The sequence below is a fragment of the Pseudocolwellia sp. AS88 genome, from assembly GCF_030551755.1.
GTDB lineage: Bacteria > Pseudomonadota > Gammaproteobacteria > Enterobacterales > Alteromonadaceae > Pseudocolwellia.
The window spans coordinates 223,285-238,826 of record NZ_JAUPEC010000003.1 but is presented as its reverse complement, the minus strand read 5'-3'; the positions used below and the strand labels follow the sequence as shown (position 1 = coordinate 238,826).

The following is a 15,542-nucleotide window of genomic DNA, read 5'->3' as shown; positions in this document are numbered from 1 at the left end:
TTTTAAAAAGCCCTAACGAAATTAACCTGAGAATAACTTCTCCCTTTTCTCATAAGATTTAGTCTGTAAGAGAAATTTAAGCTTTATATTTATGATTATTGTATTATTTAAAATAAATTTTCAACCTGACATATCCAATAAATGCGACACAAACATCCTTTATCAATAGTTAGATTAGCTCGAAGTTTTGAAGCTTTATTCGAGATTCTTTTTAAAATCTTAGGCGTAGCTATCACTTATATTTTATTGAATGGGATACTTATAATATTATTTAGAGATGACGGCCTAAACCGACTAATCAATAGCTATGGCCTATTACTTATCGACAAAGCCTATCAAAGTGAAGACTTATTTAATCTATTAATTTTTCCTGTTTTATATATTCTTAAAGACTCGTATAGAATAGCCGAACCTTTCTGCATTCAAGCATATATAACAGATACAGATGTCACCGTTGAAAGTGGTATTCTAACTAGAAAAGTTGATAAATTAAAAATAGAAAATCTAGAAAACATTGAACTCGTAACAACTCCAATGGGGAGGTGGAATTTAAATCTATGGAAAAAATATGGCACATTAAACCTATATGCTTATGGCGGTCTTGTTGTTATTCCATACTTAGAAAACCCAGGAAGAGAACAATTAAAGATTGAAACTAATCAGGCTAAAATTAAAACTAAAACAGTCATACACTACGATGTTTAATCAGACTTGTTCTATAATTCTTCGTTTGTGCTGGTTTATATCCTTTTCCCCTAGCTTTAGCCAAATAAGATATACGCCAAATAGCCGCCTGTATCGTTTTAAAATCACCTCTTTTTATATTGTAATAGCAGTTCTTAGGAAAGAATTCTGATCCGTCTAATTGCCGCCATATTTCTTTCACTTTTTCATTAATCGTTATAGGGTATTTAACTTTATGCCCGTCAATCATAAGAGCATAGTGATAATGCTGCTGCTTAGAGGTTTCCAGCTCCCTACACCAAACAAAACCAATACGTTTTAAATCATATTTACTTTTAAGCCATTTGTGTAATCTACGATTTAAGACCGTCATAATTCCGTTATTTTCGGTATATTCATAAACTCTTAAATCAAAGCGAATTATATGAATTTTACTATGATGACTTAATATTGCGTCAACTTGGTTAATCATTGCTTTAATTCCATGACTAATTAACCCACTACCAGAAGAATTAACCCACCATGTTTTATCGTTTACAGTTATTGCTTTGTCTTTAATTATGTACGCCATTAGATAATATAAATAACAGAGATACACTAAAGGATATTATTAAATACCTAGTTCAAAGTTAGTTATCACTTACCTATCCCAGCCTATTACTTGTATAGCCTTACCATCAAACTTTTAAAATCTAGAGGGTAAAGAACCTATAAATAAAAGTTAATAACAATCAACACATATATAAAAAGACTTAGCAGGTATGTGAACACTAACTATTGAAAAGTTGTTTTCTCAGTTATACTCTAGTTGTTGGCTAGCGGTTTGGCCGTCAAACTTCACCGTCTAGCCAGTTAAAATCAATGCCTACTTTGTTAATACTCTGTAGGCGTTTTACTTTCTATGCTAGGTTCATTAGCAGCATCACCAAGTGATAGTAAATACTCTATTTGTGCCTTATTTAATTCAGCTATAGCCTTTGGTATCCTCCTTTCTTCTTGCTTAGCTTTTTTAAGTGAAAACTCTGCCCTTTCTTTACGCCTCAAACGTCTAGCTTCAAGATCAAGTTCTCTACTACCAACTAAGTGACGTTCGTTAAAAATAAGACAACTATCACCATCTAAATCTTTATAGCGGTCAATAAGCCAATGGCCATATTTATCACCCTCTATATCTTCAAGAGGCGCACCATGAAAGCTTTCATTAATAAGCCTAAGTTCTTTTCGTTTTACACCGCAAATCAACTTATCAAATACAGGCCTTGATTTGCTTCCTAATAAAGGAATATTTTTTGAATCAACAGTTTGTTGAATATTAGTTAGTAATGTTTTCATGATCCCCTCCTAAACTGAATTGTTACGTTGATTAGTTAACTCTTGTACAAGCTCTTTTATCTGTTGAGGGGAGTAACATTTAATCATTGCGTTCACAATTGCGTAAACTTCAGTTGATACGAACCCAACCGATCTTTGACCAAGTGGGATAGGGGTTATGAAATGATGTGAGTCTATACGGTTGTACAATGTGCTTTTAGACCATCCTGTGATTTTTAGTACTTCTGGTCTGCGTAATATTCTTGGTTGGTTTTGAAATTGATATGTATTCATATAAAAACTCTCTATGTTGTTTGAGTTTTTAAAGAATATAGATAAACCTAATAGGAATGGTGGCCAGCCAAGATGTTGTTTGGCTTACTTTGGCTAGCCATAGATTTTACTTAGAATCTAGTTTGGTTGTAAGTTGATCAAAAGCCACTTTAATATCTCTATTTAAATTACTAGTCATGACTTTATTTTCTTCATTCTCATCTAAACCTAGAGATTCTACTGAACTTTCAACTGCTTTTTTTATTTGTGAAAAATTAGGTTTGTCGCCTATTTTAAAAGTATTACTTTTTTGGCTTAATAGCCATGCCATAATACCTAATGAGTCAATTAAACTAGAATTCGGAGTTCTAATTTTTTGAGTTTCTTTACCGACCATTGAGAGCTTTTCGATGTTAGTGGTACTCTGTTGGTAATTATTCTTATTATGTGTTGCTGCTTCATCCATACACTCAGATATATTACTTTGTACATTTTTGGCTAAATCTTCATGGCTATTTTCCCAAAGCCAGATAGCTAAACTTGATTTGGTGATTTTAGTGTTCTCAAGATCTATATCTTTGCTACTGTCATTATTAAGAAAACTTAGCTTATATATTTCTATATCAGTAAATTGGTTCGGTGGAGTTTGTGTCATACCTATTTCTGCATACTCGACAACTGTTTGATTATACACTTGGCATTCAAAAGCAATTTCGATTTCATCACATAAAGCTTCTTTTAATTTTATTGCTACTGATACCATATCGTTTTCTAAGTTTGGATCCGTATCAATTTCATACCAAAAGTCTATAGCGGCATCTGCCGCCTGTTGATCTAAAGCTTCATATTGTTCATTACTCATTTTAATAGCAGTAGTTAAATCATTATAATTATCCAGACCTGTCGCTAATAAGGCACAATGTTCGGCTGTAAACCCTTTATTAAATTTATTAATATGTATTGGTTTAGAAGATTTTTTTATTGTTTGTGAGAACTTATTTGCTTTCTCAACTTCACCAATATTAGTAAACCATAACGCCAAACTTTCTTTAGTCAGTTTGGTTCTCTCTAAAAGAATACTTTCTTGAGTTTCATCATTGTAAAACTCAGCGTAGATTACTAACTCTGTTTTATTCTTTTCTCCTCTTAATGCCTGATAAGCTAAAATGGTTTCATCTTCTAAAGCTTTTAAAATCTCTTCAGCTTCAGTAACTGCTTCATTGTGCTCTTCCATTAGCTTTTTGGTTTTTGGTGGAACAAATTGTTCTGATTTTGTTTCTGGTAAGAATTGCGGGTATTGTAATTGTGGTATTTGTTTATGTTTTTCTAAGCCTACGGCTAATAACGCAGCCTCTAAAGGCGTAAATCCTTTTATATATTTACTCATGTGTAACCTCTTTCACGACCTCAATAAATTAATTAGGAAAGTACTGAGGTGAGTACATTTCACTTAAAGTGATCAGCTTCAAGCTATCCTAATAAATCTAACCTATCCTAATAAATTTAACTTACAACTTGTAAGCCTTTATTAAATTTATTTGATTTTCCTATGTGAGCCTGTTCAATATACTCAGACCACCAATACATTAATTTACGTCTTCGTTCTAAATACTCAGCGCGGTTATATGCTCGCCTTACTTCGTTTTTATCAACATGTGCTAATGCTGATTCGATTACATCAGCATCAAAACCTTGTTCATTTAGTGTAGTACTCGCCAGCGAACGTAAACCATGAGCAACCAATTTATTTTTATAGCCAAGCTTTCTGAGTGCTTTATTAGCGGCTTCTTTATTTATTTGACGTGATAGTTGATCAGCAGGGAATATATATTCAGAATCACCGCTTAGAGGCTTTATATCGCTTAAAATGGCTAATGCTTGTGTTGTTAGCGGTACAGTATGCTGGCGATTCATTTTCATGCGCTCAGCAGGAATAATCCACAAGCTATTTTTAAAATCAATTTCTTCCCATTTAGCGCCAGCCGCTTCACTTGAACGAACCATGGTATGTAGTTGCCAGTAAATCAAATGACGCGTTATGAGCTTCATGTTTGAATTGTTTAATCGAGTTAATAGCTCAGGCAGTTCATTAGGTTGAATAGTGGGTAAATTGGTTACTGTGGGCGTTTCAAAAGCTTTTTTAATTCCTGCTAATGGGTTTGTTTCAGCTAAGCCAGTATTTAAAGCAAAGGTCATAATAGCGTTTAAGCGTTGGCATAACTTACTTACTAGCTCTAAGCTCCCTTTATCAGCAACCACTTGAATTATATCTATGGTTTCTTTAGCTCTAATAGAGGTTATAGCTCGCTTACCAAGCTTAGGGAATATGTAAGTATTTAGTGAATTCCAGCAATTATCAGCCGTTTTAGCTTTTACTTTGGTTTTGTATATTTTGAGCCAGCTAGCAGCAACACTTTCTAAAGTATTGTTTAATTGATTAGTTATGGCTAAAGCTTGTTCTTCTCGATATGACTTAGGATCAATATTTTCAGCAAGTAAATCTTTTGCTTCTTGGCGTTTTTTTCTTGCGTCAGCTAAAGATATATCAGGATATGAGCCAAAACTAAGGCTAGTTCTCTTTTTTGTGAATGGTTTTAAATAATCTAATAACCATGTTTTTGTGCCATTTGGTCTAATTCTAAGCTGTAAGCCGCCACCATCGGACAACTTATAAGCTGTGCCTTTTGGCTTTGCTTGTTTAACTTCTGTGTTTGTTAAGGGGGTTACTTTAGCCATATATGTAGTACCAATAAAACAATTACGTTCCAGTACTACATACGGTACTACTTAATGTTTAAATTGTCATTGATTATTATTAATCGTTAATGGCACAAAAACGGCAGACAGTTACTATTAAATATGGGGTTATTGGTTTTTACTGGTTTTAATTAAACAAAGAAATGGCGCTCTCGGCAGGAATCGAACCTGCGACTTAGACTCCGGAGGTCCACGTGATATCCACTTCACCACGAAAGCACATTAAGAGGCTGCGATTCTAGTCAAAAGCGTATCTCATTTCTAGTCTACAACCAAAATAAAAACTTGAATCTGGTTAAACCGACTTAGTAACTTATCCCTCTCTCTTTTTGCTAAGTAAACAGTGTGCTTAATTTCTTGAACTACTTTTATTCTGTAACATTACGATTTAGCTTACATATTCAGATATTTGTAGTGATTAAGTAGTTAGCGCGACTAAAATAACACTAGAGGTTGCCTATCAATACAAGTTTACGTACATTGTATTATTTGCTTAATATCGTTTAAAAATTCATGCACAGTAACGCTCTTCCTCAGAACCATTTATGTAATACCGTTTTATTAGGTAATCTAGTTGATAAGCCTATTATTAGATACCAAGCTAATCCTGTATTAGCCATTGCTGAATTTACCCTAGCAACACATAGTAAGTGGTTTGATAAAAGTAGTAATCAATATAAAGAATGGACCCGATATCATGTAGTAAAAGTGATAGGTGAAGTTGTTGAACGCTCGCTTATTCATGCACAAAAAGGCGATATCATTTTATTACGTGGTTATTTACTTAACAGTAAAAAAACCGGCCGTGAAATAATACATGCAACATATGCACAAACTTATCCTAAAGGTTATGCGAAATCTTTAAACCAAATTCATTGTAGCGGGCAAATAGATTCACCTATCAAATTCGTTACTACCGAACACAATAAAGAACTGGCAGAGTTAACCCTTTCAATAAATTTTCTTGTACACTCATCGGTAACGCAAGAGCTAAAAAATATTGAAATAAAGCGCCCAATCCATATATGGGGGAAGCAAGCCAGCTATATTAACGATCAAGCAAAAATGGGTGATCAATTAGTGATTGAAGGTAAACTAAGTTATTTAAATAACTCAAATAAATCGCAATTAATTGATTGTCAGCAAGTGATATTGTTAAAATAAGTTAATAATGGAATATACTATTATTTGAATCACGATTCACACAAAGCAGAATATGGATCAAATGAATAACAATAACAGCTCAATTACATTAAAAATCATTAAATATCTATTTTTATCATTTATTATGCTAGGAACTAAACCTCTGTTAGCTAATGATTTATATAGTGTTGAGCCTTATATTGATTTTACGATTCAAGACACTAAAGAAACGGTATGGCTAGCGCCTATTGCGAATACTACAAAAAACGACGAACTTTTCTTTGTTAACACCCATGGTGAAATATATCGTTCCAAAGGGCAGAAGATTGAAACACTTCCAGTTATTGACTTATCAGAACACTTAAAGCCAGAAGAAAATATATTATTCACCGCATTCACACTTCACCCTAGCTTTCATTTACCCGATCAAGAAGGCTCTCATGTTATTTATACTGCGCACATTGAATCATTTGATCCTTCTATCAAGAAGAACCGATTAGATAACACGGAAATAGAGAAAAAACACAGCTATGATGCAGTAGTAATCGAATGGCAACTAAGTAATGTCAATAACAATAAAGTTAATGCTATTCATCAACGAGAAGTTCTCCGCATTGCCACTACCTCTGCGGATGTTAATATCAACCAATTATCTTTTAATCCTTACTTAAAATCATGGAGCGACGATTTTGGTTTTCTTTATATAGCATTTAAAGATGATGAGACACTCAAGAAAACAAGTTTATACTCTGGTAGTATTTTACGTATAAACCCAAATAAATTTGGTCTAAAAAATTATACTATCCCACGTAATAACCCTTTTATAAAAGATCCTAATGTAGAAGACGAAATCGTAGTATTAGGCGCTCAAAACATACAACACTTTACTTGGTCTAAAAAAACCAGAAATCAGCTAGTATTAACTCACAATTTTAATGAAGAACAAACAATATCAATTACACCAGTAGGAAGTAACTACTTACTAACTGAACCTTATAACATTATTTATAAGCGTAAAGATGAAGACAGCTTATTATCAACTGTGTATTACAGAAGTAGAGAGTTAAGTGCTCTATGGAACAAAATACTTTTCATTGAGAAAGTGAATAATCAATGGCAATTAAGTGCTACAAACATTGTTAATCAAACTGAAACTGAATTAACACCAACATCTGTACTCAATTTAGATCCAAAACAAATCAATAGTGCTAATCAGCTTTCATTATATATACCTCGTGAAAATGAATTGCTTCTTTGGGACCGCTCACAAGCTATTATTTATAAAGTTTTGCCTCAACTATTAACAAACAAAGAGTCTGCGCTTGAAGATGAATTAGAAGAAGAAAGCAGTTCTAACACATTACTCTACATAATTTTTATGTTGGTACTCGTTGTCATTATGTTTGTATTTATAAAGAAACAATATGGACAAAATATCATTAGAAATAAATCATTTTTAAGGGCTAACTTCGCCCGCTTTGAATTTGATATAAAAACGCATGAAGTTAGTTTATTCAAACGCCATGAGACCGAAGTAAACACTAATTTATCCACTTCGGATATCGTTTCTAGTGAAATATGGCTAAATGACACCTTATTGAATGTTATCAGTCATGAAAGTGGCAGTGGTTTTGATCTAACAAAAGAAAATGCCCTTAAGCTTAGTTTTGAACAAGAACATCGCGATAAAATGGTTGATGATAAAGTTAGACAAATATCAGTAAAACTTATCACAAGCAGATCAAATCAATATCACATTTGTGCTTACCTCAGAGAAGGCAATCAAAGGTTAACGAAAGAAAAGTATCATGACGTTATTGATAAAATTGTTGATTGGAGCTGGTATTTTTCATCTTATGTTAACGCCAGTGAAACTCCACAAAGACCAGTAAAAGCGCCAGAAATAAAACACGAAGCGCCTAAAGCTGTAACTCCTTCAAAAACGCAGCAAGTAGTAGAGAAAAAAGCAGAAGTAAAAACTAAACCAGACCCCCTTGCATCAGAAAAAAATGAAGAAGTTACTCTAAGCTCAGCGACTAAACCCAAGGCCAAAGTAGATACCAAGTTGATTGAAGCTTTAAACAAACTTGTTTCACTCAAAGAGCAAGGTTATTTAACAGAAGAAGAATTTGCTTTAGCCAAAGCTAATTTATTAGAGAGCTTATCAACATCCACTTCAGATTAAGCAAAACGTTAAATGCTTTGGCTTAAAAAATTACTCTTTAATAAAAGCACATTATGGCTGATAGCAATCAGTGCATTTGTTGTACTTTATGGTTTGATCTCAATTACTGTTTTTACTCAGGATTCATTTCAAGAGTACTTATTATCAATTTCCCCCAACAGTCTCCAATCTATAATAACATTGCTTAGTATCTTGTTAGGGCTATCCTGCATAGGCATGCCAAGACAAGTTGTCGCTTTTACTTGCGGATATTTCTTTGGCATCGCTTTAGGTTTAGTTTATGCAACCCTAACCGTTACTATTGCCGCTGCTATTACCTACCAAATAGCGTCTTTATTTCAACAAAGCTATATCGCCAATAAATACAAAAACCAGCTAACAAAACTTAATAACTTTTTATCTGTTGATACATTTTTAAAAGCTTTAGTTATTAGATTACTTCCGGTTGGCTCAAACTTTTTAACCAACATACTCGCTGGGATAGCTAATATTCCACTATTGCCTTATATTGCCGGTAGTTGCCTTGGTTTTATACCTCAAATGGCTATATTTTCATTGGCTGGATCGGGTGTTAAATTGGCTGACTCTACACATATTAGTGTTGCAGTAGTACTCTTTCTAATAGCAACATTAATTGGCTATTACCTGTATAAAGCCCGAAAATCTGAGCTTAACTAACCTGAACTCGGTGTAAGATGTTCTTAATTCATTGAAATTATTACTAACAAAATTTAACTTATACTCTAGCTTGATAGTTTTTCTTTCTTCAAGGCAAATTTCGCGTCAATAGCTAACCTATTGCAAGTAAATTTAACGATGAAGCAAGTAAACATAGCTGTTAGCGAAGAATATATTAAGCCGAACTCAAGTTAACTAATTACTCAATTAAGCCCTCACCAATATTTTTTCACTTCCCAAGTAGTGGTATTACCTTGTAGTGGACGTAGCAATTTATTAAGCACTTATTATTAGAAAAGAACATTACTATGCTTTCAATAATCATATTGGGTGTCCTCTAGTTCACGTAAAACAAACATAAAAAAAGAGCGACAAGCGCTCTTTAATATTTAATCTGAACTTAGTATTTATTCAGTAATGATTAGCTGTTATTTCAACGTCAATAAGTGATTTACAAGTTTCTTGTAATCGCCTTCGAAATCACCTTTGTCTAGCGCACCTGGATTAATTCTGTATTTACCATTAACAATAACAGTAGGAACCGCATTTAAATAAGGCTTACCATCAGGTCCAGTTTTCTTTGAGAAGTATTCTTGGTTTTTCTTCATTAACTTAGCTTGGCTGTTAATTGAAAAACTAGACATTAACTTATCAAATTGCTCGCCATCAGCACCGTTTAGTACAAAGATATTACGAATGTCTTTTTCAGATGTAATGAAAGCACGTTGAACTTGAAGGTAATTAAAAATGGCACCAACCATTTTTTTCTCCATATCCATTTTCTTAGCAACAACTATCGCTTTACTTAATAAGCCTTGAACTTTAGGAGAAGCTGCACGTAAAAAATCAACATGATTCATTTCAAATGTTGCACCTGCAGGTAAGTCTTTTTTAACATTCTGCATAATTGGTTCGAAGTTGAAACAATGTGGGCAATAAAATGAAAAGTACTCACGAACTTCTAATTTTTTAGATACTTTATCGTCAACTACTGTGTAGTGTTCACCTGCTTTATATTCTGCTGAACACGCCATTAATGGCATACATAACATAACGATAAGACTTAAAATTTTCTTCATTATAAACATCCTAATAAATGTGTTTTGCCAATATTGGCTACATTGGAATTAAACTTAAAGGCGGTTGCTGCAAAGCAGACATTTGCTCTTTCAGCATTAAAATTTGTTGTTCCCAGTACTTTTCACTATCAAACCATGGAAAATTTCGAGGGAAAGCTGGGTCGTTCCATCGCTTACATAACCATGCCATATAATGTACAACTCGCATAGTCCTCAAGGATTCTATCAAAACAAGCTCACTACTATCAAATGTAAAAAACTCTTCATAGCCTGTTAAAAGTGTATCGAGTTGTAACAGTTGCTCATTTCGATCACCTGAAAGCATCATCCATAAGTCTTGTATAGCAGGTCCCATTTTACAATCATCTAGATCAACAAAGTGCGGGCCTTTATCAGTCCAGAATATATTTCCAGCATGACAGTCACCATGTAATCTAATTTGTTTTTTAGGTTTATACTGACCTGAAGCAACCTCTATAACTTGCTCTAAAATAGTAAAAAAAGCAGTATTTAGTGATTTAGGTACAAAGCCAGACGCTTTAATGATTTGCATTGAGTTAATTAGCATATCATCCGTTGTTAAAGCTATACGTGTTTCGAAAGGCTTTTTCGAAGCTACTGCATGAATACGAGCAATAAAGCGTCCCATCCACTCCAGTTGGTCTAAATTATCCACTTCAAAGGTTCGACCGCCTCGACAAGGTGATACGGTAAAATAATAACCTTTGTAATTAAATAAGCTTTCACCATTTACAGATAAAGGCGCTACTAGTGGTAATTCTTGCTCTTCAAGCTCTAAAGCAAAGTTTAGCTCTTCTCTTATCTGTTTTTCAGTCCAACGCTCTGGACGATAAAACTTAGTGACGTATTTCACAAGGTTTTCATCATGAAATTGATACACGCGATTTTCATAACTATTTAAAGCCAGTAAACCGCTGTCTACATTAAAACCTACGCTTTCTAATCCGTCTAAAATCAGATCAGGGGAAAGTGAAGTAAAATCAAAAACTGACATGTTTTTCTCAATAAAACTAATTGCACCAATAGTAAACGTTAGCGCTGTAACATACTAGAGATTATAAGTTTTCAATAACAACAAAAAACGGCAGTAAAGATTAAAACCTTTTACTGCCGTTTGATATTAAGCTCAGCTATTTATTATTTGAGTCAAGCTTGGGTTATTTAAACCTATTACCTTTTGTTAAAAAACCTACTTTCATGTTCAAGCTTAACATCACTTACAGGCTCTACTTGTTCAATAACAAAAGTAATATCGTTCATATACGATTCTAGCTCGTAAGGATCGACTGAAATACTAATTGGCAAAGTGAAAACCTCTGCAGCTGGCACCTTAATTACTTGGTCGCCATGCCATGTTGTATGCTCTATACCTCGCACAGATAATTTATAGGTATTATCAGTTTGTGACATATTCAGAATTTTTAAGGTATAAACATTTTCAATATCACCATTAAAATTCTCTTTCGATAATTCATTTCGATCACGAATAATATCTAGAGATACAGGTACACGATTAACAATTTCTAATACTAGTAAAGTTGTCATCACCAATAAAATAACTGCATAACCTATTAGTTTTCCACGGAAAAACTTTACCTTTTTACCTTTTAATTCATTTTCGGTTGCATATCGGATCAAACCTCTTTCGTAATCCATCTTGTCCATAACGCCATCACAAGCATCAACACAAGCCCCACAGTTTATGCATTCATACTGCAAACCGTTTCGAATATCTATACCTGTTGGGCAAACCTGAACACACAAATTACAATCAATGCAATCACCTAAACCTAAGTCTTTAGGATCTTTCTTTCGACCTCTTGGGCCTCTATTTTCACCACGTTTGGCATCGTAAGATACGGTTAAGGTATCTTGATCAAACATAGCCGATTGAAAACGTGCATAAGGACACATATGCAAACACATAGTCTCACGCATCCAACCAGCATTTCCGTATGTAGCGAAAGTGAAAAACAAGATGACACACGCTAGTGTTATTGATGTGTTAAGTGTAAATACATCAATAAATACCTCTCGCATAGGTGCAAAATAACCAACAAAGGTCATAGCGGTAAATAATGAAAACAGTACCCAAGAAGTATGTTTTAAAGTTTTCCGCCAAAATTTATTAAAATCCATCTTTTGGCTATCAAGCTTTTTACGCTTATTAGCAGTACCTTCTATTTTTTCTTCAAACCAAATAAAAATAAAAGTCCAAACAGTTTGTGGGCACATATAACCACACCAAACACGCCCCAAAAATGCAGTAACAAAAAAGAGAAGAAAAGCACCTAAAATAAATAACCAAGCTAATAAAGTAAGATCTTGAGGCCACAAAGTTAAACCAAAAATAGTAAATCTTTGTGATTCAATATCAAATAATACGGCTTGATGACCATTAAATTGAATCCATGGTAATAAAGCAAAAAAAGCAAAATAAACCAAGTTCATTCGTTGCCTCAGCTTTTGAAAAAAGCCCGACACTTTACGCACATAAATCTGATCACTGGGCTGATAAGTTTCTACCCCTTTAGTTTTATGAATTACGATATTTTTTACAGGAATTTGAACTGCGGATTTATTTTTTAACTCTTGCTCATTCACAAAAAAGTCCTTACTTAGCAAAACCGTTCATTAAAAATCAAACAGGAAAAGTGACAAAGATAATATATTGTTGACGAAAAATTGATTATCCTATCAAAACCACACCATTATACGCCAAGATATGAAAAATTTATTGATATTGATCGTCGCAGCTGCAGTATTTTTGCATTTTTACCCTCAACCAGAGTTAGAAACTTGGTATCAAGAACAAAAAGAATCGATACTTACAGGGTTTAATAATGCAACTGACACTAAAGTAAAATTGAGTGTTAAAAAAGTTTATAGCGATTTAGAGCAAAAGTTTGATCACTTTACCCCTGAAGAAATAACCTATGCCACAGAGTTAACCTCTGAACGAGATAAAGTTATCACGTTTTATAAAGAACATTGTGATAAACCAAAACCTGATTATAATTTTCAAACAGCTAATCAAAAAATGGTTTGTAAAGTTATAGGCAGATATAGAAGTTATTTTTAACTTTTAGCTAAGAGGGATACCTATTTAACCGCTTACTGCTCTCTTTTTCCTAATAACTTTGGATTAGTGAGCAGTATGTTGAATTTCAGCTAATAACGCTGAAAAATCTTGCATACTCTGTTTTTCATCACTATGTACTCCCTTTCTAACCACCCATTTACCCTTAACCATAACATCGTTGATCATATTTGTTTGACTGGCAAAAAGTAAACTATCTAAAATAAATTGCTCATCGTTAGCAAAAGTTGCCAATCGTTCTTTATCTAACACGAGTAAATCTGCTTGTTTACCTATGGCTAATTCGCCAACATTACTACTCGTAGAATTCATTCCGCCAGTTAACGCTTTGTCCCATATATAATTACCGATAGAAGGCTGTTCAGTTGATGCCAATAATGCTCGCTTTTGCTTGGTAAGACGTTGAGCGTATTCAAGCCAACGTAACTCTTCGACAGGATTTACAGATATATGGCTATCTGATCCAATAGCAAAACTTCCACCTTCTGTAACAAATTCAAGGGTCGGAAAAATACCGTCGCCTAGGTTAGCTTCAGTTGTAGGGCAAATACCGACAACTGCTTCTTGCCCAATAATGGCTTTTCGTTCGGCTTCATTAATATGAGTAGCGTGAATTAAACACCAATGTTTATCTAGCTCTACATTATCAACAAGCCATTGCATCGGTCGCTTTCCATAAAAATAAAGACAGTCATCTACTTCTTGTTGTTGCTCAGCAATATGAATATGAATCGGTGCATTCTTATCTAAAGATCTCACATGAGCAACAGCGCTTAGTAAAGAAGTTTTATCTACGGCTCTGAGTGAATGAGGCGCTATACCCAAGTTGGTGTTACTAAATATTTTGGTATATTCAAAACACTGACTGACTAATTGATTAAATTCATTAACACCATGAATAAACCGAGCTTGATTAATAGAAGGTGGTTTTTCTCCAAAACCACCGTATTGATATAAAACAGGTAAAAAGGTTAAACCTATACCTGCTTTTTGCGCTGACTCAAATATTACCTTAGCCATTTTAGGCGCCGAATGTTTAACATCTTCAACACCATTATTTTTATCAAAATGTAAATAATGGAATTCAGCCACGCGAGTATAGCCACTTTTTAGCATTTCAATATAAAGTTGGCGAGCAATAATACCTACGTCTTCAATGGTCAGGGTTTTTAAAAAGCTGTACATAACTTCACGCCATGACCAAAAACTATCGTCGCCCGAACGCTTAATTTCACTAAACCCCGCAAAAGCACGTTGAAAAGCATGAGAGTGACAGTTCACCATTCCGGGAATAACAACACCTACAGCTTCTGCACCATCAACATAGTCATCAATAATATCAATGATAATGCCATTTTCTATACGAAGGGTTTTCTTCTGTTGCCAACCATGACTTAAAAGTACCTTTTCAACGTATAACAACATAATTAACTAAGCTCCTTTGTTACTAAATTAGGTTTACAGCTGAGTAAGGCTTCGACTATGGCTTTTAATATCGGTTGTACTTGCTTAGCTAAGCTATCGTTAAAGGTGAATTCGTCTTCATTCATATAAGTTCGCTGAGATAATTCAAGCTGAATAGCATGGATGTTATTTTCAGGATCACCATATTCTCGTGTTATATAACCGCCTTTAAAGCGCTCATTCCATACAAGGGTATAAGGACTAAAATCTAAAGCTTTTATGCTATTAATAATCTCTTCTGAACAACTTCTTCCGTTAGCTGTACCCCAGTTAAAGTCTGGTAATTTTCCATCAAAAAAGCGTGGCACTTCTGACAATATTGAATGTGCATCCAAAATAATTGCAAAACCAAATTTGGCTTTTATTTGGGCTAATGTATTTTTAACTTCATCATGATAAGGCTGCCAGTATTCCGTTACACGCTTATCTACTTCTTCAGTGGGCACTATACTTTTATCTAGATAAATAGGTGTGCGGTTAAAGGTCGAGCTAGGGCACAACTCAGTACTATCAGCCCCTGGGTATAAATTTACCCCATCAACTCCCCTATTCAAATCGATAACATAACGGCTGGCGTGCGGCTTAATAATAGTTGCTCCTATCTCGTGAGCAAAATCATATAACCTATCAATATACCAATCAGTATCTTTGATTAGCAAAGCCTCATCAGTCATTAAACTTGCTATAGATTGAGGAATTATTTGACCAATATGCGGCATACTAATAAGTAGAGGTGTGGAACCTTTTAATAATGAATAACAAGCCATAATCTATTTTTGATCCTGATTTTTTCGTGTAAGAATGTGTTAACCACAAGATTGTATATACAAGTTGTATTTAATTTATC

At 34.0% G+C, this 15,542-nt stretch carries 15 protein-coding genes and 1 tRNA gene; 5 read left to right on the top strand and 11 right to left on the bottom strand.

The window, feature by feature from the left end:
- Positions 1–141: 141 nt before the first annotated feature.
- Positions 142–705 carry a PH domain-containing protein gene (locus tag Q5N69_RS03915; protein WP_304367544.1) on the top strand — a complete coding sequence of 188 codons (564 nt, stop codon included), beginning with the start codon at positions 142–144 and terminating at the stop codon, positions 703–705.
- Here the strand turns inward: Q5N69_RS03915 and Q5N69_RS03910 are convergent.
- The 6 genes from Q5N69_RS03910 to Q5N69_RS03885 all read right to left on the bottom strand — a co-directional run bounded on the left by Q5N69_RS03910 (position 686) and on the right by Q5N69_RS03885 (position 5,244).
- Complete coding sequence (locus Q5N69_RS03910; RefSeq protein WP_304367543.1) at positions 686–1,255, bottom strand: inovirus-type Gp2 protein; 570 nt, start codon at positions 1,253–1,255, stop codon at positions 686–688. The genes Q5N69_RS03915 and Q5N69_RS03910 overlap by 20 nt on opposite strands.
- 302 nt (positions 1,256–1,557) lie before the next feature.
- Complete coding sequence (locus tag Q5N69_RS03905; RefSeq protein ID WP_304367542.1) at positions 1,558–2,016, bottom strand: hypothetical protein; 459 nt, start codon at positions 2,014–2,016, stop codon at positions 1,558–1,560.
- 9 nt (positions 2,017–2,025) lie between these two features.
- Positions 2,026–2,289: an AlpA family transcriptional regulator gene (locus Q5N69_RS03900; RefSeq protein WP_304367541.1), complete on the bottom strand. Its 264-nt coding sequence runs from the start codon at positions 2,287–2,289 to the stop codon at positions 2,026–2,028.
- Positions 2,290–2,395: 106 nt separating this feature from the next.
- Positions 2,396–3,655: a hypothetical protein gene (locus Q5N69_RS03895; protein WP_304367540.1), complete on the bottom strand. Its 1,260-nt coding sequence runs from the start codon at positions 3,653–3,655 to the stop codon at positions 2,396–2,398.
- A gap of 116 nt (positions 3,656–3,771) precedes the next feature.
- Positions 3,772–5,004: an integrase domain-containing protein gene (locus Q5N69_RS03890; protein ID WP_304367539.1), complete on the bottom strand. Its 1,233-nt coding sequence runs from the start codon at positions 5,002–5,004 to the stop codon at positions 3,772–3,774.
- Positions 5,005–5,169: 165 nt separating this feature from the next.
- A tRNA-Arg gene (locus Q5N69_RS03885) sits at positions 5,170–5,244 on the bottom strand.
- 294 nt (positions 5,245–5,538) lie between these two features.
- On the opposite strand from Q5N69_RS03885, the gene Q5N69_RS03880 reads away from it, so the two are divergent.
- From Q5N69_RS03880 to Q5N69_RS03870, 3 genes are all read left to right on the top strand, one after another.
- Positions 5,539–6,189: a single-stranded DNA-binding protein gene (locus tag Q5N69_RS03880; protein ID WP_304367538.1), complete on the top strand. Its 651-nt coding sequence runs from the start codon at positions 5,539–5,541 to the stop codon at positions 6,187–6,189.
- A gap of 61 nt (positions 6,190–6,250) precedes the next feature.
- The gene (locus Q5N69_RS03875) at positions 6,251–8,353 is read left to right on the top strand and encodes an SHOCT domain-containing protein (protein WP_304367537.1); all 2,103 of its coding nucleotides are present in this window, start codon (positions 6,251–6,253) and stop codon (positions 8,351–8,353) included.
- Between the two features lie 216 nt (positions 8,354–8,569).
- On the top strand, positions 8,570–9,031 hold the full coding sequence (locus Q5N69_RS03870) for a TVP38/TMEM64 family protein (RefSeq protein ID WP_304367536.1): 462 nt from the start codon (positions 8,570–8,572) through the stop codon (positions 9,029–9,031).
- A 428-nt stretch (positions 9,032–9,459) separates the two neighbouring features.
- On the opposite strand, the gene Q5N69_RS03865 is transcribed toward Q5N69_RS03870, so the two are convergent.
- The 3 genes from Q5N69_RS03865 to ccoG form a co-directional block, all read right to left on the bottom strand.
- A complete protein-coding gene (locus Q5N69_RS03865) occupies positions 9,460–10,110 on the bottom strand; it encodes a thiol:disulfide interchange protein DsbA/DsbL (RefSeq protein WP_304367535.1) in 651 nt (216 codons plus the stop codon).
- Between the two features lie 37 nt (positions 10,111–10,147).
- Positions 10,148–11,125, bottom strand: a complete 978-nt coding sequence (locus Q5N69_RS03860; RefSeq protein ID WP_304367534.1) for a serine/threonine protein kinase — start codon at positions 11,123–11,125, stop codon at positions 10,148–10,150.
- A gap of 176 nt (positions 11,126–11,301) precedes the next feature.
- On the bottom strand, positions 11,302–12,735 hold the full coding sequence (gene ccoG / locus Q5N69_RS03855) for a cytochrome c oxidase accessory protein CcoG (RefSeq protein WP_304367533.1): 1,434 nt from the start codon (positions 12,733–12,735) through the stop codon (positions 11,302–11,304).
- Between the two features lie 121 nt (positions 12,736–12,856).
- Between ccoG and Q5N69_RS03850 the strand changes: the two genes are divergently transcribed.
- Positions 12,857–13,213 carry a hypothetical protein gene (locus Q5N69_RS03850; RefSeq protein ID WP_304367532.1) on the top strand — a complete coding sequence of 119 codons (357 nt, stop codon included), beginning with the start codon at positions 12,857–12,859 and terminating at the stop codon, positions 13,211–13,213.
- A 63-nt stretch (positions 13,214–13,276) separates the two neighbouring features.
- On the opposite strand, the gene Q5N69_RS03845 is transcribed toward Q5N69_RS03850, so the two are convergent.
- The gene (locus tag Q5N69_RS03845; RefSeq protein WP_304367531.1) at positions 13,277–14,656 is read right to left on the bottom strand and encodes a formimidoylglutamate deiminase; all 1,380 of its coding nucleotides are present in this window, start codon (positions 14,654–14,656) and stop codon (positions 13,277–13,279) included.
- Positions 14,657–14,658: 2 nt separating this feature from the next.
- Complete coding sequence (gene hutG, locus Q5N69_RS03840) at positions 14,659–15,462, bottom strand: N-formylglutamate deformylase (protein WP_304367530.1); 804 nt, start codon at positions 15,460–15,462, stop codon at positions 14,659–14,661.
- Positions 15,463–15,542 lie beyond the last annotated feature (80 nt).